28 protein-coding genes and 1 riboswitch are annotated in these 25,848 nt (G+C 37.6%); of the genes, 18 read left to right on the top strand and 10 right to left on the bottom strand.

Annotation, left to right across the window (positions count from 1 at the left end; genetic code table 11):
- Positions 1–8 precede the first annotated feature (8 nt).
- Positions 9–944, top strand: a complete 936-nt coding sequence (gene rnz, locus AC11ZT_RS05330) for a ribonuclease Z (protein WP_484058607.1) — start codon at positions 9–11, stop codon at positions 942–944.
- 72 nt (positions 945–1,016) lie between these two features.
- Here the strand turns inward: rnz and proI are convergent, their stop codons facing one another.
- The gene (gene proI / locus AC11ZT_RS05325; RefSeq protein WP_484058606.1) at positions 1,017–1,856 is read right to left on the bottom strand and encodes a pyrroline-5-carboxylate reductase ProI; all 840 of its coding nucleotides are present in this window, start codon (positions 1,854–1,856) and stop codon (positions 1,017–1,019) included.
- A 229-nt stretch (positions 1,857–2,085) separates the two neighbouring features.
- On the opposite strand from proI, the gene AC11ZT_RS05320 reads away from it, so the two are divergent.
- The gene (locus AC11ZT_RS05320) at positions 2,086–3,030 is read left to right on the top strand and encodes an MBL fold metallo-hydrolase (protein ID WP_484058605.1); all 945 of its coding nucleotides are present in this window, start codon (positions 2,086–2,088) and stop codon (positions 3,028–3,030) included.
- Between the two features lie 9 nt (positions 3,031–3,039).
- Entirely contained in the window at positions 3,040–3,828 is a 789-nt protein-coding gene (locus AC11ZT_RS05315; RefSeq protein ID WP_484058604.1) for an SDR family NAD(P)-dependent oxidoreductase, read from the top strand.
- A 107-nt stretch (positions 3,829–3,935) separates the two neighbouring features.
- Here the strand turns inward: AC11ZT_RS05315 and AC11ZT_RS05310 are convergent, their stop codons facing one another.
- Positions 3,936–4,127 (bottom strand): YqzH family protein, encoded by a 192-nt coding sequence (locus AC11ZT_RS05310; protein ID WP_484058603.1) that lies wholly within the window; start codon positions 4,125–4,127, stop codon positions 3,936–3,938.
- 417 nt (positions 4,128–4,544) lie between these two features.
- Between AC11ZT_RS05310 and argJ the strand changes: the two genes are divergently transcribed.
- The 5 genes from argJ (at position 4,545) to AC11ZT_RS05285 (ending at position 9,383) form a co-directional block, all read left to right on the top strand.
- A complete protein-coding gene (gene argJ, locus AC11ZT_RS05305; protein WP_484058602.1) occupies positions 4,545–5,768 on the top strand; it encodes a bifunctional glutamate N-acetyltransferase/amino-acid acetyltransferase ArgJ in 1,224 nt (407 codons plus the stop codon).
- A 10-nt stretch (positions 5,769–5,778) separates the two neighbouring features.
- Positions 5,779–6,549, top strand: coding sequence for an acetylglutamate kinase (argB, locus tag AC11ZT_RS05300; protein ID WP_484058601.1), 771 nt, complete (start codon positions 5,779–5,781; stop codon positions 6,547–6,549).
- Positions 6,546–7,703 (top strand): acetylornithine transaminase, encoded by a 1,158-nt coding sequence (locus AC11ZT_RS05295; RefSeq protein ID WP_484058600.1) that lies wholly within the window; start codon positions 6,546–6,548, stop codon positions 7,701–7,703. Before argB ends, AC11ZT_RS05295 begins: the two co-directional genes overlap by 4 nt.
- A gap of 18 nt (positions 7,704–7,721) precedes the next feature.
- A complete protein-coding gene (gene argF / locus AC11ZT_RS05290) occupies positions 7,722–8,672 on the top strand; it encodes an ornithine carbamoyltransferase (RefSeq protein WP_484058627.1) in 951 nt (316 codons plus the stop codon).
- Positions 8,673–8,828: 156 nt separating this feature from the next.
- Entirely contained in the window at positions 8,829–9,383 is a 555-nt protein-coding gene (locus AC11ZT_RS05285) for a DUF2062 domain-containing protein (protein ID WP_484058626.1), read from the top strand.
- A 232-nt stretch (positions 9,384–9,615) separates the two neighbouring features.
- On the opposite strand, the gene AC11ZT_RS05280 is transcribed toward AC11ZT_RS05285, so the two are convergent.
- Positions 9,616–10,053, bottom strand: a complete 438-nt coding sequence (locus AC11ZT_RS05280) for a MarR family transcriptional regulator (RefSeq protein ID WP_484058599.1) — start codon at positions 10,051–10,053, stop codon at positions 9,616–9,618.
- A 553-nt stretch (positions 10,054–10,606) separates the two neighbouring features.
- Here AC11ZT_RS05280 and AC11ZT_RS05275 point away from each other — a divergent pair.
- From AC11ZT_RS05275 to bioB, 4 genes are all read left to right on the top strand, one after another.
- Entirely contained in the window at positions 10,607–12,832 is a 2,226-nt protein-coding gene (locus AC11ZT_RS05275) for a bifunctional 2',3'-cyclic-nucleotide 2'-phosphodiesterase/3'-nucleotidase (RefSeq protein ID WP_484058598.1), read from the top strand.
- A 25-nt stretch (positions 12,833–12,857) separates the two neighbouring features.
- On the top strand, positions 12,858–13,433 hold the full coding sequence (locus tag AC11ZT_RS05270) for a class D sortase (protein WP_484058597.1): 576 nt from the start codon (positions 12,858–12,860) through the stop codon (positions 13,431–13,433).
- A gap of 154 nt (positions 13,434–13,587) precedes the next feature.
- The gene (locus AC11ZT_RS05265) at positions 13,588–14,304 is read left to right on the top strand and encodes a DUF554 domain-containing protein (protein ID WP_484058596.1); all 717 of its coding nucleotides are present in this window, start codon (positions 13,588–13,590) and stop codon (positions 14,302–14,304) included.
- Positions 14,305–14,549: 245 nt separating this feature from the next.
- Positions 14,550–15,548, top strand: coding sequence for a biotin synthase BioB (gene bioB, locus AC11ZT_RS05260; RefSeq protein WP_484058595.1), 999 nt, complete (start codon positions 14,550–14,552; stop codon positions 15,546–15,548).
- Between the two features lie 50 nt (positions 15,549–15,598).
- Here the strand turns inward: bioB and ribH are convergent, their stop codons facing one another.
- Genes ribH through ribD form a run of 4 tightly spaced genes read right to left on the bottom strand, consistent with a single transcriptional unit; the run spans position 15,599 to position 19,021 of the window.
- On the bottom strand, positions 15,599–16,069 hold the full coding sequence (gene ribH, locus AC11ZT_RS05255; protein ID WP_484058594.1) for a 6,7-dimethyl-8-ribityllumazine synthase: 471 nt from the start codon (positions 16,067–16,069) through the stop codon (positions 15,599–15,601).
- Between the two features lie 14 nt (positions 16,070–16,083).
- On the bottom strand, positions 16,084–17,277 hold the full coding sequence (locus AC11ZT_RS05250) for a bifunctional 3,4-dihydroxy-2-butanone-4-phosphate synthase/GTP cyclohydrolase II (protein ID WP_484058593.1): 1,194 nt from the start codon (positions 17,275–17,277) through the stop codon (positions 16,084–16,086).
- 12 nt (positions 17,278–17,289) lie between these two features.
- Complete coding sequence (gene ribE / locus AC11ZT_RS05245; protein WP_484058592.1) at positions 17,290–17,928, bottom strand: riboflavin synthase; 639 nt, start codon at positions 17,926–17,928, stop codon at positions 17,290–17,292.
- Positions 17,909–19,021, bottom strand: coding sequence for a bifunctional diaminohydroxyphosphoribosylaminopyrimidine deaminase/5-amino-6-(5-phosphoribosylamino)uracil reductase RibD (gene ribD, locus AC11ZT_RS05240; protein ID WP_484058591.1), 1,113 nt, complete (start codon positions 19,019–19,021; stop codon positions 17,909–17,911). The genes ribE and ribD overlap by 20 nt, the downstream gene beginning before the upstream one ends.
- A 174-nt stretch (positions 19,022–19,195) precedes the next feature.
- Positions 19,196–19,340: riboswitch (FMN riboswitch) on the bottom strand.
- Between the two features lie 162 nt (positions 19,341–19,502).
- Between ribD and AC11ZT_RS05235 the strand changes: the two genes are divergently transcribed.
- Together AC11ZT_RS05235 and crcB are read left to right on the top strand one after the other, a co-directional pair.
- Positions 19,503–19,901, top strand: coding sequence for a fluoride efflux transporter FluC (locus AC11ZT_RS05235; protein ID WP_484058590.1), 399 nt, complete (start codon positions 19,503–19,505; stop codon positions 19,899–19,901).
- Positions 19,898–20,254 (top strand): fluoride efflux transporter CrcB, encoded by a 357-nt coding sequence (gene crcB / locus AC11ZT_RS05230; RefSeq protein ID WP_484058589.1) that lies wholly within the window; start codon positions 19,898–19,900, stop codon positions 20,252–20,254. The genes AC11ZT_RS05235 and crcB overlap by 4 nt, the downstream gene beginning before the upstream one ends.
- 74 nt (positions 20,255–20,328) lie before the next feature.
- Here crcB and AC11ZT_RS05225 read toward each other — a convergent pair whose 3' ends face one another.
- Positions 20,329–20,553: a CDGSH iron-sulfur domain-containing protein gene (locus AC11ZT_RS05225; protein WP_484058588.1), complete on the bottom strand. Its 225-nt coding sequence runs from the start codon at positions 20,551–20,553 to the stop codon at positions 20,329–20,331.
- A 184-nt stretch (positions 20,554–20,737) separates the two neighbouring features.
- On the opposite strand from AC11ZT_RS05225, the gene AC11ZT_RS05220 reads away from it, so the two are divergent.
- On the top strand, positions 20,738–20,980 hold the full coding sequence (locus tag AC11ZT_RS05220) for a DUF2552 family protein (protein ID WP_484058587.1): 243 nt from the start codon (positions 20,738–20,740) through the stop codon (positions 20,978–20,980).
- 74 nt (positions 20,981–21,054) lie between these two features.
- Positions 21,055–21,492 carry a DUF4352 domain-containing protein gene (locus AC11ZT_RS05215; RefSeq protein ID WP_484058586.1) on the top strand — a complete coding sequence of 146 codons (438 nt, stop codon included), beginning with the start codon at positions 21,055–21,057 and terminating at the stop codon, positions 21,490–21,492.
- A gap of 125 nt (positions 21,493–21,617) precedes the next feature.
- On the opposite strand, the gene AC11ZT_RS05210 is transcribed toward AC11ZT_RS05215, so the two are convergent.
- The gene (locus tag AC11ZT_RS05210) at positions 21,618–22,526 is read right to left on the bottom strand and encodes an alpha/beta hydrolase (RefSeq protein WP_484058585.1); all 909 of its coding nucleotides are present in this window, start codon (positions 22,524–22,526) and stop codon (positions 21,618–21,620) included.
- Between the two features lie 164 nt (positions 22,527–22,690).
- On the opposite strand from AC11ZT_RS05210, the gene AC11ZT_RS05205 reads away from it, so the two are divergent.
- Complete coding sequence (locus AC11ZT_RS05205; protein ID WP_484058584.1) at positions 22,691–23,614, top strand: LacI family DNA-binding transcriptional regulator; 924 nt, start codon at positions 22,691–22,693, stop codon at positions 23,612–23,614.
- 170 nt (positions 23,615–23,784) lie between these two features.
- Here the strand turns inward: AC11ZT_RS05205 and AC11ZT_RS05200 are convergent, their stop codons facing one another.
- Positions 23,785–25,362, bottom strand: coding sequence for a bifunctional metallophosphatase/5'-nucleotidase (locus AC11ZT_RS05200; RefSeq protein WP_484058583.1), 1,578 nt, complete (start codon positions 25,360–25,362; stop codon positions 23,785–23,787).
- Between the two features lie 226 nt (positions 25,363–25,588).
- Here AC11ZT_RS05200 and AC11ZT_RS05195 point away from each other — a divergent pair, with 226 nt between their 5' ends.
- The gene (locus AC11ZT_RS05195; protein WP_484058582.1) at positions 25,589–25,831 is read left to right on the top strand and encodes a YqkE family protein; all 243 of its coding nucleotides are present in this window, start codon (positions 25,589–25,591) and stop codon (positions 25,829–25,831) included.
- The last annotated feature ends 17 nt before the right edge of the window (positions 25,832–25,848 follow it).

The raw sequence follows: 25,848 nt of genomic DNA, 5'->3' as shown, positions 1-25,848 counted from the left end.
TAGGAAACATGGAATTTGTATTTTTAGGAACGGGAGCTGGAGTTCCTTCTAAAGGAAGAAATGTATCGGCGATAGCATTGCAGCTTCTTGAAGAGAGAGGGGCTACCTGGCTATTTGATTGCGGAGAAGCAACGCAACATCAAGTGTTGTATACATCAGTACGGCCGCGCCGCATTGAAAAGATTTTTATCACCCATTTGCATGGCGATCATATATTTGGCTTACCAGGCCTTTTAGGAAGTCGTTCCTTTCAAGGCGGGGAAGAACCGTTAATAGTATATGGACCTAAGGGGATAAAAGAGTACATTGATATTGCCTTATCAGTTAGTGGGACGCATATTAAATATCAACTTGACATTGTAGAATTAGACGAAGACGGAGTTGTTTTTGAGGATGAGCAGTTCAGGGTTACTGCCGCTCATCTGTCTCATGGTATTGAGTGTTATGGTTACAGAATTGTAGAGAAAGATATTGCAGGTACTCTTTTGGTAGACCAACTAGTAGACATGGGGATAAAACCAGGACCAATCTATAAGAAATTAAAAGAGGGACAGCTTGTAACGTTAGAAGATGGCACTATACTCAAAGGAACGGATTTTATCGGCCCGCCGCAAAAGGGAAGAATTGTAACGATACTCGGAGATACGCGATATTGCGAAGCAAGCATAGAGCTAGCTAAATATGCTGATGTGCTCGTTCATGAGGCAACGCTAGCTGCAGATGCAGAAGAGTTAGCGTTTTCTTATTACCATTCTACAACTCTGCAAGCGGCAACAATTGCAAAGCTTGCGGATGTAAAGCAACTCATTCTCACACATATTAGTTCTCGTTACCAAGGAGAAGTTATTGATAAATTAGTAGAAGAAGCAAAGGAAATATTTCCAAATACGCAGATTGCTGAAGATCTCATGCATTATGGAGTAGGTAAGAAAGTAAGAGGATAAAAAATTTTTATGAAGTAATTAGTAAAAACGCCCGCAATGTGAATAGAATTTGCGAGCGTTTTTTGTACTTTATTACAGTTTCTCTATCGTTTCGTTTAACACTTCTCCTAGTTCGTGTGAGCGTTCGGTTGCTTTTGTAATACATTGAATAATAGCTTCTTGAAAGTCAAACGATTCGAGCGTGCGAATACCAGCTTCCGTCGTACCGCTCGGGGAAGTAATTTCCTTACGTAAAATAGAAGGATGCTTTGCAGAAGCCTTTAGCATTTCTGCTGCTCCTAGTATGGTTTGAAGAATCATAGGCCCAGCAACCTCTTCGGATAGGCCGATTTGCACCGCAGCCTTTTCCATCGCTTCTACAACATAATAAATATATGCTGGACCACTACCGGAAAGCCCAGTAACAGCGTGCATCTGTTCTTCATCTACAACGGAAACAGTTCCAATATTTTCAAATAAATCACGTGCAAGCGAAATATGTTCCTCTGTAGCGTGCTTGGAACGAGATATGCCGGTAGCTGATTTTAGCATGGCTGCAGATGTATTTGGCATGGCACGAATGATTGCATTTTCTTTTCCTAGTAGATGTGTGATAGATGAGCTATCTACACCAGCGACTAGAGAGATAATAAGCTGATCCTCACGAATGTATGGTTTTACAGAAGATATCGCTTCCACAACATCCTTTGGCTTCATTGCAAAGCATACTACGTTTGCGTCCTTTAATAATTCCATTTTATCTTGAGTGCCGTTTACACCGTATTTTTCTGAAAAATACGTAAGACGGTCCTTATTTGATCGATTGCTAATGATAATTTGATTAGGCTCTACGTAATGAGTTCGTACGAGGCCTGCTATTATCGCTTCCGCAATTGAACCCGATCCTACAAATGCAAGTTTATGAATCTTCATGATAGTCCTCCTAAATGTAACATTAAATTGCTTCCAATTTTATAAAACGAAGCTCGACTACTTACTTATATAGAATGGAATACCTACATTCTTATGTAAGCAATATTATTATTATAATTCGTTTTTGTGCATTTTCCCCTATTTATCTGAAAATAATGACAAACATTTTTGAAACGTGTAAACTGAATGTACATTCATTTTTTTGTAAGTAGGGATGGGAGGAAAAAATATGTATGAAATCATACGAATTGAATTACCTGTTCCTTTTGCGATTGGCACTGTAAATGTGTATGTCGTAAAGGGTGAGCGGCTTACGTTAATCGATACGGGTACGAAAACAGAAGAGTGTAAAATGATGCTTATGAAGAAACTTGGGGAAATTGGATATCGTATGGAGGATATTGAAAGTGTAATTCTTACCCATCATCATGCAGACCATTGTGGCTTATTAAATGAGTTTCGAGACGACGTTGAAATAATTGGCCATCCTTGGAACGAACCATGGATATCACAGGATGAAGATTTTATCTATTCGTACGATACTTTTTTCAGACAGAGTATGCCAAAGTTTGGTATACCAAGAGCACTTAGCGATATTTCATTAAAAAGAACACTTGAATACTCCTGTAAGCGATCGTTAACTACTTCAATACGAGAAGGAGATATTGTGGATATACTACCAGAGTTTACAGTTCTCGAAACTCCTGGACATGCTTCTACACATATCGCTTTGTTCCGTGAGCGTGATGGATTATTGATTGGAGGAGATGTATTGTTGGCACGAATCTCATCGAATCCCTTACTGGAGCCGCCCTATCACGGTGAAACGCAGCGCACAAAGCCGCTTCTTCAATACAATGATACACTTAGTAGACTTGCAGAGATGCCAATATCACGTATGATAACCGGCCATGGTGAGGACATTACAAATGTACAGGGTCTTGTACAAAAGCGATTACATAAACAAACAGAACGTGCTCATAAGGTATTGAACATGCTGAAAGAACGACCAATGACTGCCTTTGAAGTTTGTGTGAAATTATTTCCTACTGCACACCAGAAACAGCTAGCATTTACGATTTCAGAAACAGTGGGACAGCTCGATTACTTAGAATATAATCAACAAGTGATGATGGATCCATCATCAGATTCATGGATTTATTATGCAAAGTAGGTGACGTAAGTGAAATTGCAAGGCAAAGTTATTGCGATAACGGGTGCTTCAAGTGGAGTTGGAGAGCAAATCGCAGTGCAGGCTGCTAAACTAGGCGGTACCCCTGTTTTGTTAGCAAGAACAGAAGAACGTCTACATATATTACAAGATAGATTAAAACGAGAATATCAAACGTCTTGTTATGCCTACCAACTAGATGTAACAAAGGATGAGCAAGTGCAGAATGTATTTAATCGAATTGAGAAAGAAGTAGGAACGATAGATGTGCTCATTAATAGTGCTGGGTTCGGCAAGTTTTTATCGTTTGAAGAGGCATCACTAGAAGAAGTGAAAGCGATGTTTGATGTGAATGTATTCGGCGTTGTTGCATGTATAAAGGCTGTTCTTCCCGTTATGAAGCAAAGAAACAGGGGTCATATTATAAATATAGCATCTATAGCGGGAAAAATTGCTACTCCGAAATCAAGTGCATATGCTGCAACGAAGCATGCGGTTATTGGATTTTCCAATAGTCTACGCATGGAACTGGCTACGACGAATATAAGGGTGACAGTTGTTAATCCAGGACCCATTCAAACCAATTTTTTTCAAATTGCAGACCAATCAGGACAGTATGTAGAGAGTGTAAAGCGAATTCTATTAAACCCAGAGTATGTAGCTGCAGAGAGTTTGAAAACGATTTGGAAGTATAAGCGTGAGTTACAATTGCCACGTTGGATGGGACTAGGTACTTTAGCGTTTGCGCTCTTTCCACGTACTTTTGAAGCAGTTGCTGGCAATACACTTCGTAAAAAGTGAAATATCGATTTTTATTAATGTTAAATTAATATGCTAAGCAACCCCCATGTATTGTTTGGAAACAGTCCATCAGTAGGAAGAATCCCTCTATTGATGGAAATTTTTCTTTATTTTGTTACATATTCATATACTGCATCTTCAACAAGTTCATGTAATGTTCCATCCTTCGTACGATATTCATCTTCTATCTTCAAAATCATATTTTGCATATCTATTTTTGAAAGTGGAATGGATTCTACACAATCATAATACTGTAAAAAACAGTTTCTTATCATTTTTTGTATGAATCTTTCGTCCATCCTCCTTGATCCTCCTTTAACTTAGGATCAATCACTATCACTGCATAAAAACGCTATGTTTTATGTAGGATTGTATAATCCTGTTTCTATCATCGGTTTATTATAGCATATACGATTTGTCTTAGGGCTGTATTCAGAAAAGTCGTATTTTCTTCTACCTTCTTGAGTATTATCTGAAATTACATAAAAAATTAAAAATTTATAAATATTTAATTGACTTAATAAATATACAATATTAAAATAAGAGAATAATTTAAGTGAGAAAAGTTGAGGAGTAGGTATGCTAAGGTGAAATAGAATTTGCTCCATTTTATATTTCGTAGGTAAGTTTAATATATACGGCTATTATCTATATTATTGGGAATACAAGAGATAAAAGCTCATCCCATTACATTGCATATAAGGGGAGGAAGGACAATGATTCAAATGACGGATACGGTTAAGGTTATAAATGGTTCGGTTGTTACACCTAAGGGGTTTGCAGCCACGGGAGTTCATGCAGGGCTTCGAAAGGTAAGAAAGGATATTGGAGCGATTGTGTGTGACGTACCGGCAAACTGTGCTGCTGTATACACACAAAATGCATTTCAAGCTGCGCCTATTGTAGTAACAAAGGATAGCATTCAAACAAATCATAAATTGCAAGCTATATTTGTTAATAGTGCCAATGCAAATGCATGTACTGGTAAGCAAGGAGAGAAAGATGCATTTGAGACACGTGCTCTTACAGCAAAACAATTACAACTTGATGAACATCTTGTTGCAGTAGCATCAACAGGGATTATTGGCTTGTTACTTCCAATGGAAAAAATACGTGAAGGAATAACGATGTTATCCCCGCAAAAAAGTGAAGAAGAAGCGACAAACTTCTGTGAAGCCATATTAACAACAGATTTAATTACCAAAACTGCATGTTATCAAACTACTGTTGATAAAGTAAGCGTTACAGTGGGCGGCGTAGCGAAGGGTTCAGGTATGATTCATCCGAATATGGCAACAATGCTTGGTTTTATTACAACCGATGCTAATATAGAGAGCGATATGCTTCAATACGCGTTAGGCAAGATTACAGAAAAAACGTTTAATCAAATTACAGTAGACGGAGAAACGTCAACGAATGATATGGTAATCGTCATGGCAAGTGGTCTAGCTGGAAATGAATCCTTAACACCAAATCATCCTGACTGGGATCAGTTTTATTTAGCATTAAAACAAACATGCGAAGATTTAGCAAAGTTAATTGCTAAAGACGGTGAGGGAGCAACAAAGTTAGTGGAAGTAAAGGTTAACGGGGCTTTGTCTGAGGATGAAGCACGTATGGCTGCTAAAAAAATTGTAGGCTCTAGTCTTGTTAAAACGGCGATATTTGGTGAAGATCCGAATTGGGGAAGAATTATAAGTGCACTGGGTCATAGTGAAGCTACGGTCGACCCAAGTAACGTTGATATACTGCTAGGCGATGAATATGTGTTAAAGCAAAGCGAGCCTCAAAAATTTGATGAAGAGAGCATGCAGGAATACTTAAAGAAAGACTCTATTACCATTTCACTCCATCTTCATGTGGGAGAAGCATCAGGTACAGCATGGGGTTGTGATTTAAGTTACGATTACGTCAAAATTAACGCATGCTATCGTACGTGAGGAGGAAATCATGAAAGAAATAGTAGTTATAAAATGCGGCGGTAGCATTTTACAATATTTGACGGAATCTTTTTTTACTAGTATACGAGAATTACAAGAAAAGTATCATGTTATCATTGTGCATGGCGGAGGACCTGAAATCGACCAAATGCTGAAGCGTCTAAATATACCTGTACGTAAAAAAAATGGACTTCGGATTACAACGAAAGATGTCCTACATGTCGTACAAATGATTCTTTGCGGAAGTGTGAATAAAGAGCTAGTGACTCATTTGGAGCAGGTTCATATCCCTGCAGTTGGGTTAGCAGGCTGTGATGGATCGTTGCTTCAAGCAAAACCATTAGATGAAGAGTTAGGTTTTGTTGGGGAAGTAGTTGGTGTGAATACGTCACTTCTTTTCAATTTGTTACGTCAAAATTTTGTGCCTGTAATCTCACCAATTGGTATTGATGAGTCAGCACAGCTTTATAATATAAACGGTGATACGGCAGCCGCCGCTGTTGCCCACTATGTAGGTGCAAAACATTTATTGTTAGTAACGGATGTTCCTGGTGTACTCAATGAAGGGGAACTAGTTAAAGAAGCAGATGAAGGACAGTTAAAGCAGCTCATTCAAGATGGAGTCATAACAGGTGGAATGATTCCTAAAGTAGAAGCGGCGTTATCATCACTTCAAGGCGAATTAGAAAGTGTCATGATCGTAGATGGATTGCGGGGCTTTATGAAGGAAAATGGAAAAATAGAAGGAACAACTGTTACGAAAGGGGTTATCTTACAATGACGGCTTTATTTTCAACATATAAACGGTGGGATATTGAAATAGAAGAAGGGAAAGGAACAATAGTTACAGATACAAATGGTAAAGAGTATTTAGACTTTGTTGCCGGTATCGCTGTTTGTAATTTAGGACATTGTTATCCACCGGTAGTGGAAGCTGTAGAAAAGCAACTTCACAAGGTTTGGCATGTCAGCAATCTATTTCAAAACTCATTGCAAGAGGAAGTAGCCCAGTATTTGACAGAAAATAGCGATGGGCAGTATGTGTTCTTTTGTAATAGCGGGGCAGAGGCCAATGAAGCAGCTATTAAATTAGCCCGGAAGTATACACAACGTAGTAAAATTATTACGTTTTACCATTCTTTCCATGGACGTACATTTGCAACAATGAGTGCAACTGCCCAAAGTAAAATACACGACGGGTTTGGACCGCTCCTACCTACGTTTGTATATGTACCCTATAATGATATTGCTGCACTGCAAGATGCAATGGACGGAGAAACTGCAGCTATTATGGTAGAAGCAATTCAAGGCGAAGGCGGAGTTCTTCCTGCTGAAACAGAATTTTTACAAGAAATTGAGAAGTTATGTGCCAAGCATGGTGCGTTGATGATCGTTGATGAAGTACAGACAGGTATAGGGAGAACAGGTAAGGCGTTTGCTTATCAGCATGCTGGGGTATCTCCTGATATTATTACAGTTGCCAAGGCGCTAGGAAATGGGATTCCAACTGGCGCAATTATCGGGAAAGAAAAGCTCGGGGAAGCGTTTGGACCAGGTGTTCACGGCTCAACGTTTGGTGGAAACTTACTTGCAATGGCAGCAGCCAAAACTGTGCTACATACGATTTTCAATCAGACATTTTTAGAAGATGTAACGGAAAAGGGAAATTATTTTTTACAACTGCTTCGTGATGAAATAGAATCATTACCTGCTGTAAAAGAAGTGCGCGGGACTGGATTATTGCTTGGAATTGAATGTAATCAAGAAGCGGCTCCATTTGTTAAGGCTCTGCAGGAAAAGGGGTTGCTTGTCCTTACAGCTGGGTCACATGTAATTAGAATTCTCCCACCGCTAATCGTATCGAAGGAAGAAATTGAAAAAGCGGTTAAGCTATTACGTGATGTATTAGAAAAAAGCTATATTTCCATTTCATAAAGAGAGGATTGAAAGATGATGAGTGTTTTAAAATCAGCAAAGGTGCAAGCAAAGGATGTATTATCTTTAAAGGAAATGAGTTCACAAGAAATAATGGACGTGCTTTTGCTCGCAGTGGATTTAAAGAAACAACATAAGGAAGGGAATCATCCACCTCTTCTAAATGGAAAAATATTAGGAATGATTTTCGATAAACATTCAACACGTACACGTGTTTCTTTTGAAGCAGGTATGCTTCAGCTTGGTGGACACGGTATGTTCCTTAGTGGAAAAGAACTTCAACTTGGACGCGGAGAGTCAGTTGAAGATACGGCAAAAGTATTATCTCAGTATGTTGATGCTATTATGATTCGTACATTTTCCCATGAAAAAGTGGAAGAATTAGCAAAGCATGCTACAATTCCTGTCATTAATGGATTAACAGATGATCATCATCCTTGTCAAGCATTGGCGGACCTCTTGACTGTATATGAAGTTAAGGGAACATTCCAAGGTGTAAAGCTTACGTACATAGGTGATGGTAATAATGTGTGCCATTCTTTATTATTTGCAGGGGCAAAAGTTGGCATGCATATTGTAGCAGCTTGTCCGGAAGGCTATAAACCAAATGCTACATTTGTTGAGGAAGCAAAGCAAATAGCAGCGCAAACAGGTGCAATTATTGAGGTTTGTGAAGATCCAATTGAAGCTGTAAAAGATGCAGACTTTGTGTATAGTGATGTATGGACAAGCATGGGACAAGAAGAGGAAGCAAAACAACGTTTGCAAGTTTTCCATGATTATCAGATTAATGAACAGCTAATGCAGCATGCAGCTGACGATTATACATTTTTACACTGTTTACCAGCGCATCGTGGGGAAGAAGTAACTGCGGATATTATTGATGGCGCACATTCTGCTATTTTTCAACAGGCTGGAAATCGTCTTCATGCACAGAAGGCCCTTCTCGTAAGTCTTCTTAATAAATAAAAGATGATGTGATAGAAATTCTTTATTCTATTTCCTACGATTTCCGCTTATTTAATTAATAATTGTATTCTCTATTCTGTAGTTATACATTATAATATAAGGAAGGTACCTTTATTTATAATAAAAGGACTACTTGGGAGAGATGCACACGTGGCAATGAAAAAACGAAAATACACTGTATTACAACGCATTCAGCGACTGTTTAAGCTGAATTTTTATAAACTGTTTCGTTCGCCTGGCGGTTCAAAGAAAGTAGCACTAGGATTTGCGCTAGGATTTGGTCTCGAAATGCTAGTCATTTCGACAGCATCGCTAATTTATTTATTATTTTATCCAATAGTTCGACTTTCTGGAGGATCACTTCCAGCATCCATTATTGGAAATGTTATTGGTAAACTCTCATTTTTACCTGTTGTACTATTACCATTTGCTCATGCCCTTGGAAAAATGGTATACCCTTTTAAAGTAACTCATGTACCGATGCAACATCACGTACATCATTCCTTTTTTGAAATATTTTCAGGAAACTTTTTAGGGATTGTAAGAGACTTACTTAATAGTGGCTTGTATACGTTTATTGGTATGACGATTATTGGAACGGTTCTTGGTTTTATTTCTTATTTTGTTGTGTTGCATTTACATGAAAAAGAACGTGTGAGACGGTTGCAACGACGAAAAAAAGAAACCAATATAGCTGTAATGAGAACATAAAAAAACGGAGCTTAGCTCCGTTTTTTTATGTTCTCTTCATAGTGTGCATAGTAAATTTGGTTATCCATCCTGCGTTTCGTCCTCTTGAATACAATTCGAAAAATTTCTACTATTTGTCATCCTTACGTTTGGCTCACATTGCAAATTAGATTAAGAGTGGCGATATTTATTTTGTATGAACAGAGCCGTCCAGGTTCAGAAACTTAAAAAAATCGATAAGTAAGAGTTCTGATTATAAGACGCTGAGTTTAGAAATGAGTAGCCGGAGTGTTTGAAGGGACTCGTCTAATTTTGTTAGCTCATCTTCCTCTAGATTCTGCATTGATTCTCGCATTTTGTCTAAAATGTATTGTTTGTAATCATTTACGAATGCCATTCCCTTTTCAGTTAACGAAACAATAAGAACTCTTCGATCATTCTCACTGCTTTGACGATTAATTAACTTATCATCAATGAGTTTATTTAAAAGGGGTGTCATGTTTGGACGGGAAATACATAGACGTTTTCCGATTTCTGAAACGGTTAGTACATCGTGTTCATGAAGTAGAAGCAACACCTGAGTATGAGATTGTGGCATATGCTTATGATCATGAAACATAAATTTTCGGTAAAAAAGAGGCACTAGAGAAAGCAGGTTATTTACAATATGTTGCCCTTGTTGATCATTCATAGAATAGCCTCCTTTCCAGTTTTATTGTAGCAAAAGTTGGGAAGGAAATAAAAGATAAAAAAATAAAAACTATAAAAACCTTGTAATCCCTCTTTTAGTTCTAATCATTTCCCGGTAAATAATACAATACAAATTTTTTGTGCATACGTGTATGTATTGCTATTATTGGATTTATGACGCTTATTTATCAGGCTATTTGTGGATAGGAATCTCCCTCTGTAAAGCTTTAGAAAGTCAAAAAAGGCTCTAAGTAGAAATAAAGCTGCCTGTAAAATCCTGCTCAGTCCTTGCTAACTATCAGTTAGGAAGGAAGAAAATCCTCCATTGTTTGAAGTTTCACTTTGTTAAAATAACAAACATTCCTTTTACATCTAATTTACAGTAAATTTTCATATATTTGTAAAATTTCAATTGACCTAAAGTGACAGCGTTCGATAATATATAAATCAGACATATCGATTCTTTGTTGGGTAAACTAATGTAATACAGCAAGACTAACTTCTCGTATCCTATGAAAGATTACAGATATGATTATGGAGTAGGGAGAGAAAATATGAAAAAGTCTAATGTTTATATCGTAGCAACTGCAACGCTAGCAATGGGTCTTATTATTCCACAAGTATTGCCTTCTATTTCTTTTGCTCAAGGGAACGATGTGATTAAACTTAGAATTTTAGAAACGTCGGATATACATACAAATATTGTCGATTATGATTATTACCAAACAAAGCCCGATTTTACAATAGGATTAGCTAGAACGGCAACACTCATTAAAGCAGCTAAGAAGGAAAGTACAAACACGCTTTTATTTGACAATGGGGATTCCATCCAAGGGAATCCACTTGGTGATTATATAAATAAGTTCAATAAGCTAGATTCTGAAGGCCACCCATTTTACCGTGTTTTAAACTTACTTGGTTATGATGCAGCTACTGTTGGTAATCACGAATTTAACTATGGACTTAGTTTCTTAGATAAGGCCTTAAAAACTCCTAATTTTCCAGTTGTGAATGCCAATGTATATAAGGATGATCACGATGGTAACCCAGATAACGATACGAATTATTTTACGCCTTATAAGATTTTGACAAAGGAATTTGTGGATCAAAACGGAGCGAAGCAAACGGTTAAAGTAGGCGTAATTGGATTTGTTCCCCCGCAAATTACACAATGGGATAAGGGAAACTTAGAGGGCAAGGTCATTACAAAGGATATCATTGAGTCTGCTAAGAAGTTTATTCCAAAAATGAAAGCAGAAGGGGCAGACATAATAGTTGCTCTGTCTCACTCAGGAATGGGCAATGAAGACAGCTATACGGTTGGTGACGAAAATGTTTCTGCTTATTTAGCGAAAAATGTACCTGATATTGATGCGGTATTAACAGGTCATTCTCATTTAGAAGTTGCAAAAACGATTAATGGTGTACCAGTTACAATGCCTAGCAGTTTCGGTAGTGCCTTAGGAGTCATAGATTTAGAATTAAGTCAGCAAAATGGGAAATGGGTTGTGAATAAAGCTGCTTCGAAAGCTGAATTACGAAAAGTTTATAGCCTTGATGCAAGTAATAAGAAAGTTCCTGCAGTGGATGCTGATCCAGACGTGCTCAGTGCAGTGCAAGGTGATCACACTGGGACCATTGACTATGTAAATCAACAAGTAGGAACAACTACTGCTCCAATTAATAGTTATTTTGCCCTCGTTCAAGATGATCCATCCATACAGCTTGTGACAAATGCACAGAAGGATTATATTGAAAATTGGATTCAATCTTCAGGAAATAGTCAATATAAAAACATTCCAGTATTATCTGCGGGTGCACCATTTAAAGCAGGCGGCCGAATGGGAGCAAGCTATTATACAGATATTCTTGCTGGTAAGCTTGCTATTAAAAATATGGCGGATTTGTATGTATATCCAAATACGGTATATGCGGTTTTACTCACGGGTGCAGACGTAAAAGAGTGGCTTGAAATGTCTGCAGGACAATTTCAGCAAATTGATCCAAATTCATCAGAAGAGCAAAGCTTGATTAACAATAATTTTCCAACCTATAACTTTGACGTGCTAGACGGAGTGCAATATCAAATTGATGTGACGCAACCTGCTAAATATGATACAAAAGGTCAGGAAGTGAATCCTACTGCAAACCGTATTGTTAATGTTATGTATAATGGGAAAGCAATTGATGACAATCAACAATTTATTGTTGCAACGAATAATTATCGCGGTGCAAATGCAGGTAATCCAACTGGATTTCCTGGGGTGAAAAATGGTAAAGTTATACTAGCGGCACCTGATGAGAATCGCCAAGTAATTGTGAACTATATTCAGAAGAAAGGAACGGTGAATCCAACTGCAGATGGGAACTGGTCCTTTAAGCAAGTAATTGGGAAAACGTTACACGTAACGTTTGAATCCTCACCAAATGCTAAATCTTTTATTCCAGAAAATAGTGGTATTTCTTACATTGGCGAAGGTGCAAATGGATTTGTAAAGTATGAGTTATCACTTTCAAAACAAGAAAATACAACTCCTACCACACCGACGACTAACAGCGGATCAGATTCAGGCAATTCTAATAATGCAAATACATCTAATTCATCGGATTCCAGTCCAAGCAAGAGTGGAAATGATGCAATCACGGTAAGCAATCCGAATATGCAACAAACAAATCAACTACCGAATACAGCTACTAATATCTTTGAAATAATGGCATATGGAATGATGGCAGTTGTAGCGGGAGCTGTAGCTTTTTTCAAGAAACGTAAAACAAACTAGGGATCTGCTGCAGAGTTAGGGGGAAATGATGAGAAGGGTTCTTGCAATAATCCTGCTCGTAGTAGGATTGGGTTTCATTGGGTATAGTGGATGGGAGTTAATAGATGCGAATAAACAGCAAGCCCATTCTATGGAACAAGCTACCGAAACCATTCAAAAGGCAAAGGAAAACAATGAAACACGTGAACAATTTAAACCAGGTCAGAATGAAACCATCGGCGTGCTTCGTATTCCTAAAATTAATGCAGAATTGCCAATTGTTGAAGGTACTAATCCTGATGATTTAAAAAAGGGAGTCGGTCATTATTCGGGAACCGCTTTTCCAAGTGATCATGATCAAATTCTACTTTCAGGCCACCGGGATACAGTATTTCGACGTTTTGGGGAATTGCAAAAGGGGGACGAATTTATAGTTGAGCTTCCGTATGGAACGTTTCATTATAAAATGGATCATTCCCGCATTGTTAAAGCCGATGATACTACGGTTATAGCTCCAACAAAGCCGAATGAAGTATTAAATCTTTCAACATGTTACCCATTTCGGTATATAGGCTCCGCTCCAGATCGTTATATAATTTATGCTTATCCGGTAGAAAAGTAGTCGTAATCTTACGGCTGCTTTTTTTCTGCGCTTGGTCCATTCTATCAAATGGTTGAGACATAAGTAGGAAAGGGATAAGAAGCACTTTATATACCGATGTATAATCTATTATAATAGGGAAGATGATTATACATAGGGAAGGGATTGTAGACAGATGGCGTTGTTAGGAACAATCGTTAATGGAGTAGCTATTATTATTGGAGGCTTACTCGGTTTAGTATTTCGCAATATTTCTGAAAAAATGAGAGCAACGGTCATGCAAGGAATTGGTCTGGCCATCATTATATTAGGAATCGGGATGGGGTTAAAAAGCAAGCAGTATTTGATTGTAATTAGTAGCATTGCTATTGGTTCAGTATTTGGAGAAATGTGGGATTTGGAAGGCAAGATGAATGCGTTAGGAGATTGGCTAGAAAAAAAGGTTGGCAATAAGAATAGAGGTAGCATTTCCAAAGGGTTTGTTACGGCAACACTTGTATACGTTGTAGGAGCGATGGCAATAGTAGGGGCGTTAGATAGCGGATTACGCTTAGATCACACTGTTTTATTTACAAAATCCATGCTGGATGGGATTTCCTCTATCATCTTTACCTCTGCACTTGGTTTAGGCGTATTATTTTCTGCTGTTCCAGTTATTATATACGAAGGAATCCTTACTTTACTTGCAACGCAAATTCATGCGCTTGTACCGGAGGTTCTTATGAATCAAATGATTCTGGAAGTGACAGCTGTAGGAGGTATTCTAATTGTAGCCATTGGATTAAATATGCTTAAAATAACTTCGATTCGGATTGCAAATATGCTTCCTAGTTTAGTAGTGACAATTCTACTCATTTTACTTGTGAATCGTTTTCCAATATTGAATATGTAAATGTAGTATATGAGTGTTACTCTGACAAGAGAAACAGTAGGGAATAAAACGATTATCAAGATATCTTTCTAAAAAGTACAGGCAGGCCGCTGTGCTTTTTTTGTTTGAAAAAATTGTTTATATTGACAGCATTTATTTTTAAATGTTAACATTATTTTTATTAAGGTTAACATAAAGAAAAATTTAGGTACTGTTTCTTGTACATAGTATGAGAATGGAAAAGCTAGAAAAAGGGGAGAAATAAAATGGGACACGTTCAAGCGAAAAAAGATTGGAAGAATATTGCAAACGAAGTTGTGAAGGGGAGAGAAGCGACGAATGAAGAGGCACTAGCTATTTTACAAGCTGATGATGATGAACTACTTGAAATCATGAATGCTGCTTATATCATTCGCAGACACTACTTTGGGAAAAAAGTGAAGTTAAATATGATTATTAATACAAAATCAGGTCTTTGCCCGGAAGACTGTAATTATTGTTCACAATCAACGATATCGGAAGCACCTATTGATAAGTATGCTTGGCTTTCCAAAGAAAAAATTGTAGAAGGTGCACAAGAAGCCCTTCGTCGTAAAGCAGGTACATATTGTATTGTTGCATCGGGTCGACGTCCTTCTGATAAAGAAGTAGAACATGTCATCGGTGCAGTCAAAGAGATTCGTGATACGACAGATTTAAAAATATGCTGTTGTATGGGATTTTTAAATGAGGATCAAGCAAAACGACTTAGTGAGGCTGGGGTTCATCGTTATAATCATAATTTAAATACACATGTAAATAATTATGAGAGTATTTGTTCTACTCATACATATGATGACCGAGTAGATACAGTAGAGAAAGTTAAGGATGCAGGCATTTCTCCTTGTTCAGGCGCTATATTTGGAATGGGTGAAAATGAGCAGCAACGCGTTGAAATTGCATTTGAATTAAAAAGATTAGATGCGGATTCTATTCCTTGTAATTTTCTTGTAGCTGTTCCAGGTACTCCTTTAGAAGGAACGAAGGAGCTTCGACCTGTACAATGTTTGAAAATATTAGCTATGATGCGTTTTGTGAATCCTTCGAAAGAAATACGTATTTCAGGGGGGCGCGAAGTAAACTTACGTGCACTTCAACCACTTGGATTGTTTGCCGCCAACTCTATTTTCGTTGGAGATTATTTAACTACAGAAGGGCAAGAACCAACTGCAGACTGGAATTTAATTTCGGATTTGGGTTTCGAAATCGAAGAGTGTGCATTGTAATAAAAAAAAGAGATACAAAAGTTTCTTTTGTATCTCTTTTTTTTACTTTATTAGGATAAGAGTTGAATTTGACGGTTCAAATTTGCCATTTCAATAGCAGAAATAGCAGAATCCCAACCTTTGTTACCTGCTTTTGTTCCTGCACGTTCAATGGCCTGCTCAATGGTTTCGGTTGTAACAACGCCGAAAATGACAGGTACTCCAGTTTGCATGGAAGAAGAAGCAATCCCTTTTGCTACTTCGTTACATACATAGTCATAATGAGTCGTTGCACCGCGAATAACTGTACCCAGTGCTATAACAGCATCATATTTTTCGCTCTCTGCAAGCTTTTTGGCAATAAGCGGAATTTCAAAAGCTCCTGGTACCCATGCAACATCCACATCAGCATCTTCTACACCATGACGTTTTAATGCATCCTGTGCACCGCTTAATAGTTTACTTGTTATAAATTCATTAAAACGAGCTACAACTATCGCAACCTTTAACCCAGTACCAACTAAATGTCCTTCAAATAACATAATTATCTCTCCTCTTATAAGTGTAATAAATGACCTAATTTATCAACCTTTGTTTGTAAATAAGCAGCATTTTCCTCTGTTGCTGGCATTTCAATTGGTACACGTTCGACTACTTCTAAATCATGCCCTTTTAAGCCTGTGATTTTTCTTGGATTATTTGTTAGCAGTTTAATTTTCGTAACGCCTAAATCTTTTAATATTTGAGCTCCAATACCATAATCTCGTAAATCGGCAGGGAATCCAAGCTTATTATTTGCTTCTACTGTATCGTAACCTTCTTCTTGAAGCTTATAAGCGCGTAACTTATTTAAAAGGCCTATACCGCGTCCTTCTTGTCTCATATACAAAAGTATGCCGCGTCCTTCTTTTTCAATTTGAGCTAATGCAGCATGAAGCTGTGGACCACAATCACAACGCAAGGAATGGAATACATCTCCTGTTAGGCATTCTGAATGAACACGCACTAGTACAGGTTCATCTGATTGAATTTCGCCTTTCACGAGTGCAATATGCTCTTTATCGTCAAGGGCATTCGAATAGCCCACTGCACGGAAGGTTCCAAATGATGTCGGAAGTTGAATTTCAACTTCACGTTTAACTAATGTTTCGTGATGGCGGCGAAATTCGATTAAATCTTCAATAGTAATCATTTTCATATCAAATTGTTCTGCAATTTTTTGTAATTCTGGAACACGTGCCATTGTTCCGTCTTCATTTATAATTTCACAAATAACACCAGCTGGTGCTGCTCCGCTAAGCATGGCTAAATCCACTGCTGCTTCTGTGTGCCCAGCACGTCGCAGAACTCCGCCTGCTTTTGCGATGAGTGGAAACACATGGCCAGGACGATGGAAATCTGTTGCAGTTGATTCGTTGTTGACCATTTCTTGAATGGTCATCGCACGTTCGTGTGCGCTAATACCAGTTGTTGTATATTTATGATCAATACTCACTGTAAAGGCAGTACCGTGGGAGTCAGTATTTGTACTTACCATCGGTTCAAGCTTTAATCGTTGTGCAATCTCTACTGAAATTGGTGCGCAAACAAGTCCACGACCATGAGTAATCATGAAATTAATGGTATCAGCTGTAATGCTTTCAGCTAATGCAATAAAATCACCTTCATTTTCCCGGTTTTCATCGTCGCAGACAATAATTGCTTTCCCATTTTTCAAATCTTCTAATGCTTCTTCTATTTTATTAAACATACGATCTCCTCCTTACATATATCCGTTATCTCGCAAAAATCCTTCCGTGATGGAGCTTTTCTTGGCTGTTGTCATAAAGCGTTCGATATATTTTCCTACTAAATCACATTCGATATTTACAATCTCTCCTATACCTTTTTGCCCGACTACTGAGTAGTTGAGCGTATGTGGAATAAGGGAAATCATTAGCGATGTGTCATTTAGTCCAAATATAGTAAGACTCGTACCATCAATTGCGACGGATCCCTTTTGCATGCAGTATCGTAATAGCTGAGGTGTCGTCTCAATCGTGTAGTACACAGCATTTGCTTCACGACGTTTCCCTACTATCGTTCCCGTACCATCGATATGCCCAGATACAAAATGACCACCAAATCGTCCATTTGATGCCATGGCTCGTTCTAAATTGACAGACGCTCCATTTTTGGCCGATTGTAAAGAGGTAGCTTTAATTGTTTCTGGCATCACATCAACTGCGAATGAGGAAGAAGTGAAAGAGACAACTGTTAAGCATACACCGTTTACAGCAATGCTATCACCGATGTGCATGTCCTCTAGTATTGTTTTTGCAGAAATATTCATTTGAATGGACATACCAGAACGTTGCAAGCTTGCAATTGTTCCTACTTCTTCAACGATTCCGGTAAACATGGGATCGCTCCTTTCCTTTTTGTGCAATCATTTTTATATCCTCGCCCACCATTTCTATTTGTTGAATAGAAAGATGCGGAGTATCTTCTAGAGATGAAAAGCCTTCCCCTCCAAAAAAGGAGGGAGCGTTTGCACCGCCAATTAAACGTGGACTCATATAGAGTATAAGCTGATCCCAGTAACCACTTTCTAGAAAGCTTGCGTGAACGTGTTGACCACCTTCAACAAGAAGAGATAAGATGTTTCGTTCACCTAATATGGAAAGTAACTCCTCTATTTGTATCAAAGATGAGTTCATTTGGATAATTGTAACACCGTATTCCTCAAAAGGTTCCATTCGTTCTTTTGATACGTGGGATCCGGTAATAATCCATGTAGGTGCCTCACCGTCCTTTACTATGGTCGAAGATAAGGGAGTTCTTAAATAGGTATCAAGTACGATACGTATTGGATTTTTTCCTCCGCCATGAAGACGTGTTGTAAGACTAGGATTATCCGTAATAACTGTATTTACTCCTACCAGGATTGCATCATGCGAGTTACGATATCGATGAACATCTTCTCGTGCTAGTTTTCCAGTAATCCATTTGCTTTCACCAGTAGAAGTAGCTATTTTTCCATCTAGGCTTGTAGCCGCCTTTACAGTTACAAATGGTTTTTTCGTATGCATATAATGAAAAAATACTTTATTTAATTGTTTTGCTTCTTCTTCTAAAACCCCTACATCGACTTGGATTCCTGCTTCTTGTAAACGACGCATTCCTTGGCCGGATACAAGGGGATTATTATCAAGTGTAGCAATTATAACCCGCTTTACCTTGTTTTTGATAAGTAGGTCACAACATGGAGGGGTTTTGCCAAAGTGACTGCAAGGCTCTAATGTTACATAAACTGTAGAACCGATGGCCTTTTCACCAGCCATATGTATGGCATGAACTTCTGCATGTGCCTCACCTGCAGCAAGATGAGCACCCATTCCTACTATCGCACCGTTTTGTACAACGATAGCACCAACCATTGGATTCGGACTTGTTTGTCCTTTCGTACTAGCAGCAAGCTGCAAAGCAAGTTTCATGTATTCTTCATCTGTCATTATTTCACCTCTCCCTGACCAAAATAAAAAACCCAAAAGGAATGATCCTCTAGGGTTTGAGAGAGTTTAGTTTTCAAAAGGATAGGATGTTTACGAAACAATACTATTTTTTCAGAAAATACAAAAAATAGAATGATATACGTGTGTGTATCAATAGAATCCTAGTATGAAAACGTAATCCTTCTCCCATCCAGACTTTACTGTCGGTCCTGGACTTTCACCAGGTCCACCGATTTGTAAATACAAATCGGGTCACGGACTAAGAAGCGTTTGCTTCATCACCGCCGGTTGGGACTTTCACCCGACCCCGAAGGATATTATTTGTTGTCATTATAGCACAAAAACGAAGAATGGAAAGCAATACTATACTGATAATGTGAAGAAAATGTTACAGTTAGGTCATATTATAACGGAAAGGTGAACGAATAGTTTTGTTATAATGTAGCAGCAATACTATTAATAGTGGAAAGAAGGTTTACAAATGACATACATACTGGTAGGCGTTGGAGGAATAGTAGGTGCTTTACTACGATATAGCCTTGGATTGATAATGTCCGATTTTTCCCTATCACTATTTTCAACGTGGTTTATAAATATGATAGGTTGCTTTTTTTTGGCTTTTTTTACAGCCTCTATATTTAAAATGAAAGGAAAGGGAGTTTATTTTGCGCCAGTTATTGGAACGGGATTAATCGGATCGTTTACAACATTTTCTACATTCAGCGTGGAAACAGTTCAATTCCTCCATCAACATAACTATAATTTGGCTTTTTTGTATATAGGTATAAGTTCAATTGGGGGTCTTATAATGGCGTGGGTAGGATTGCAAATTGGAAATAAGCTATGGAAGAGGTATGAACAGGAGGAACAGCAGCAATGAATGTCATTTTAGTCGCAATCGGAGGCTTTTTTGGAGCGCTTGCTCGGTTTGCAATTGGGAATCTACAAAAACGATATTACAAAGGGGATTTTCCGCTTGCTACATTATTTGTAAATTTACTTGGTGCATGGTTGCTTGGGTTACTGCTAGGGATGAATGTACAAAAAGATGTGTATCTTCTAGTAGGAACAGGATTTATGGGGGCTTTTACGACATTTTCCACTTTTAAATTAGAAAGTATGCGGCTCTTGGAAGATAAGAAGAAGGTTGCCATTGGTTATTTATTCCTTACGTATGTACTGGGAATTAGTCTGGCATATTCAGGCTTTATACTCGGTATGAAATTACAATAGTCAAACTGCATATAATGAAAAATGACGAAATAGAGGCCTCTCTGTTTCGTCACGAACTTTTTTTGATCTTGGGATTATTCTTCCAAATCTTTATTTTCTGCTTTAGGAGCTCTTACCACAGATTGAAATTTTCCTTTATGGCTGCCATCACAATATGGCATTTTTGCTGATAATCCGCATCGACATAAAGAAAAGGCTTCCTTTGCTTCAAATGGATGTCCTTCAAAATCTACCAGTTCCACATCTCCTGTGACACGAAATGCACCGTTATCCTTCACTACAATTTTTACGTTTGCCATCGTTTTTGTCCTCCGACTCTTTTTAAACTTATCTTTATCAACTATTCAAACGTTACATGGTTTTCCTTTTCTTATGATAATGTTCATATTGTTGTTTTGCAAGCTACTGAAAAGGGAAACGAAAGCTTTTTCATCAGTATGTGTGGTACAATGCCAATAAATATACGCAAAGGTGAGTTACAGAATGAATGAAACATATGAAAAAATGAAGGAAATTGCAATGGAACGAACATGGGTTTCGTTTTTAAACGAGAACCATCCTTATACTCTTCTTCAATGGTCTGTTTCAAGTATGACAGAACATAGGGATGTATGGTTGCTTCAAAATGAAGTAACGTTTGAAACGGAAACCTTCTCTAATGTAGAAGAAGCAATGAATTTTATTATAAAGAATATGCCATGCATTACCGATATACATATTGAATAGCTTCCCTTATCCGTGTATAAATCATAAGCAGTTGAACATCATAAAATTATGATGAATGCAAAAGGTGTGAGCAAATGAGATTGGTGTTACTTGCAATCGTATGTATGATAGCCAGCAGCTGTGGAAAGACAATGCAGGAAGGAAAGGTGCAAGTAGTACAAAACCAAAATCCACAAATAGAATTGCGTGTAACCAATAAGGTGACTACGACGAATTATGAACATTGGCATGCTGAAAATGGAAAAATATTTGTTGTTGTTCAGATCCTATTACATAATGGTGGCAATACAAGTATTGCTGTAGTAACAAATCAGTTTAATTTGCTTGGTAGTAGTGGACATATATATGGAACGCTACCAAGCGTTGCAGATGGAACCGTGATGAAGGAGACACGCATAGCATCGCAACGCATGGTGAAGGAGACATTATTATTTGAAATTCCATCTGATGAGCAAATACAGAAACTTATTTTTGCACCTTCTGCTGAAAAAACAATAGAAATTTCTATATAAAGAGCCTATGTTTTCAAGAAACTAGGCTCTGTTAAACTTGCCTGTCCTATTCCGCTCCAATCAACCTAGTTGTACATCAACAATAAGCTGTAACAAAGCCAAAATACTAAAAAAAGAACAAGCTGTTACACCTGTTCTAGAAATACATAATCATGTAAAAATAAATCTAGTGTTTTTTCGTAGTCTTCTTTATTTTTTCCATAAGAAAGAGCGTGTGTTCCTTTTTCCGCAAGAAAAAGCTGTTTTGGCCCTATTTTTTTATTAAATAAAGCTACGCTCATACTAGGTAAAATATAATCATCCTCTTTGCTATGGATAAAAAGAATGGGATGAGTTACATTTTGGATGGATGTTATTGGTGATACATCCTTAAGTGAGTATCCATCCCGCCATTTTAAAAATAGGGATGCAATCGGTAGTATTGGCCACTGAGGCAAATGATATTCTACACGCAATCGATAGGCAAGTTGTTCATAGAAGTCAGAGAATGAGCAGTCAGCTATGTAAAAATCGGCACCATCTTCCACTGAACCTGCATATTGCAAAAGTGTTGCAGCCCCCATGGATTCTCCGTGAATACCAATTGTTTCAGGATGAAATCGCTCTTTCACGTAGTCTACAACCGCTTTTAAGTCCTGTTTCTCATAATACCCATAGCTTGTCGTACGTCCATCTGTTTTTCCATGTCTACGATGATCATATAAAAGAATATTAAATCCGCGTTTGTGAAACAAATTGCTATATTTAATTGAGTTTATTTTATTAACAGTAACGCCATGACAAAAAATCATAAATTTCTTACTGTTGCTTGGAATGAAGAGACTGTTAAGAGAATATCCAAAAGGAGATGGGATGAAAATCTCTTCCTTTACCATAGCATGAAACTCGTCCACATTATAATAACTACCTGCTTCACGTGCTAAAATTTCTTCGTCCGATTTTTTTCGTATATACATGACTTTATTTGAGAATGTAATTCCAATCCCCAAAAAAAGAAGTACGATAAATAGGAGAAGCCCCAATAGTACTGTCATGATCATCCTCCTGCCCGTTTACTATCGATTATTTTACCATAGGATTATAGTGATATTCTATCTTTCTATCCTATTTGTAGGGGTAGATATTTATTTTCATCTTGACGAGTTCACTTGTATGCTTTACGGTAAAATTGTAATCTATTCCCAAACGAGGTGAGTTCTTGGCTTCTATTCGTGATGTAGCTAAATTAGCAGGAGTGTCCATTGCAACTGTTTCACGTGTTATAAATAAAAAAGGGTACGTCCGTGAGGAAACGGTAAAACAAGTTGAACGCGCAATTAAACAGTTACAATATAAAATGAATACCCTTTCAACTGTACAATCGAAGTCTCAGGCCCTATTGGCATTTCTTGTAGACGATTATGTACCCTTTATGTTTTCAACTATGTTACGTTCGATACAAGTCACTGCTGATAAGGAAGGCTTTGAAATTTTAATATGGAATACATCAAATAAAAGCATAGCAGATTTAATTCGCCATTTTGGTGTCGCTGGAGTCATTATTACGGCATCGGCGTATAAGCGAATGATGGCGCCGTCTTTTTCTGTACCATACATAGTTTTGAAAGAAGAGATAGAAAATAATTATGAAAGTTCAAAAATGGCTACGCTATATTTACTTGCTAGAGGAGTAAAGTTTCCAGCTTTTCTTAAAGGAGAATCTTCCCTACTGATGAGCGAGAGGCTGGCAGCTTTTATAGATACTGTAGAGGAAAATCGAGTACCATATCGTGTAATTGAGGATGGAAGTACTATTAATAAAGCAGAACAAGCTATAATAAAAGCCTTTCGAGATGCGCCTTTTGTTGACGCAATCCTAGCTAGTAGTGAACAGGCAGCAATTGGTGTAATACGTGCAGCACATATCCTTCATCTATCTGTTCCTGGCCGATTGCAGGTAATGGGGTTTGATGGAAGTGAAATAGGGGAAATGATTTATCCGACCATAACGACCGTACAAACAAATTCTTTAAATCAAACAAAGGATGCGGTGATGAACCTTATCCAGCAAATAAAACATATTCCTGTTTCTGAAAGTTCTAGTAATCATTATATTGTAGAACGAGAATCTACAAAACATTAAGAGATAGAGTTTAACAGGATTGCAAGTAGAATAAGATGACAGGGGTGTTATTGCCATCCTATATTTGTATATTTTATTAATTATCCTCTTTGATAAAAAAGACCATCATAGAAATTACTTACTTATTTGTTCTATGATGATCTCATGTATTCATCCTATTCAAATTATAATTAGTTCAATTTCTTAATACGACCCTCTATTGCAGCAGAAATTGGACTTTTAGACGCCTTTATATAGTTTACTAAGGCATCTAAATCTACAGGGCCTACTATTACGTTCGTCCCATTTTTGAAAGGAGAAAATCCATCTCCACCTTCAGCAAGAAAGGCGTTGGCAGCTACTGTGTATGTTTTGTTATCTTCTATTTTTTCACCATTAGATAGATATATATCTAGAATTCTTGATGAGACCGGTTGATTTGCATCCCATGTGTATGTTAAACCTGAAACTTGAAGAAATCTTGTTTTTGAGCCTTGCCATTGCAGATTCAAGATATCGCGAATATTTTTTCCTGTAAGGGTTAGCATTTTAAGCTGATTTCCAAATGGTTGAATGTTATATAGCTCTCCCCATGTAATGTCACCGGCATCCAAATCAGTACGGATACCACCCGGATTCATAAGTGCGATTTGTGCATTCATGGTAGAGCGCTGTGCATCTGCGATTAAGTTTCCAAGTGCGGATTCCCCGGCATTTGATGAATCTCGTGTTATAGCGGATGTGGAAGTCCCCACCACCCGATTTACGAGAGGAGCAACTTGCTCGGCATACTTGTCTACCATCATTTTTATTTGTGGATCGGGTTTTATACTATCTCGGTAAGTAGTTACAATTTCTGCTTTTTTCGCAACAATATCTTTTGTGGTGCGGTCTATCTTTAAATCAACATCTGCAAAGGCTGTCCCGTAAGAGTATGCTTCTACTACTAGCTTCCCATTTACATTCCCATTGGCGTATGCATGATTGTGGCCACCAAAAATGACGTCAACCTCTGAATCGGTTTTTTCAGCAATACGTGCGAGATCACCTGTCGTGTTTTCAGATTTATCAGTAATTCCTGGATCATGGGCAAGCACTACAATTGCTTTTACCCCCATTCGTTTTAAAACAGCTGTATATTTATTGATAGCTTCTACTTCATCTGTAAAGCGAACGCTCTCAATCATACTAGGCATGACAATATTTTCTGTTTCTGTCGTGACAACTCCGATAAAGCCAACTTTTACCCCGCCCACATTCTTAATAGTGAAGGGTGGGAGTATAGGTTTTCCTGTTTTTTTATCGATTACATTTGCTGCGACATAAGGGAATGTTGCTCCTTTAAAATTACCGGTTATATTGCTATATCCGCCGTAAATAAGACGCTTTAGTTCATCAACGCCTTCATCAAATTCGTGATTTCCGACAGTTCCTACATCAAATCCTAACGTATTTAATATATTGATAGTTGGTTCGTCTTGCAATAGAGCTGAGATTGGCGGACTTGCTCCTACAATATCTCCTGCATGAACAAGTAGAGTATTTGGATTTTGTTTTTCACGATCCCGTAAATAGGCGGCTAAATAATCGATTCCACCAGCTTCGCGGCCTCCAATTTTACTAACAGTATTTAATTGACCGTGAAAGTCATTGATGCCTAACAACTGAACGTCGACGACATTGTTACTTGGCGCTTGCGGCGCAGCTAATACTACAGAAATAGTAAGTGAGCTAGCTAATACAGTCATTACAATTGATTTTTTCCACATGTAGTTAATTCCCCTCCTATTTTTTAACATTATTCACAGGTAATTCTAATATGTTACTAGAAAGGAATCTACTGTATTTTATGGGATTAATAAACTTTTACGAAAAGTTAGCCTATTTTTAATATTTTTATTTCAAAAAAATCACCTTTTTTACTATAGAAAGATTCTAACAATCTTGGCAATCTTACAGTTCTTTTACTATAATAATTGGGAAGGAGTGAGTTTTATGGCAAAAATGAAGAAGAATAACAAAGATCATACGGACGAATCATTACATGTGAGTGAACGAATAGATGGGAGCATATTACAACAGCTAAAAGAAAAGAAGAAGCAACTTGCTTCAGCTGAAGAAATGCGTCAAAAGCAAGAGGAGGAACGAAAAATAAAGGAACGACATGAACGTGAAAAAAATAAATCGTTTGAAGAACTTTTAAGCGAAAGTGAACTTTCATGGAAAGATTATAAATAGGATAATTTAGAAAGCTA

Source organism: Ectobacillus sp. (assembly GCF_056992975.1).
Note: the sequence above shows the minus strand (reverse complement) of the source record. Positions and strands in the feature narration are given on the sequence as shown.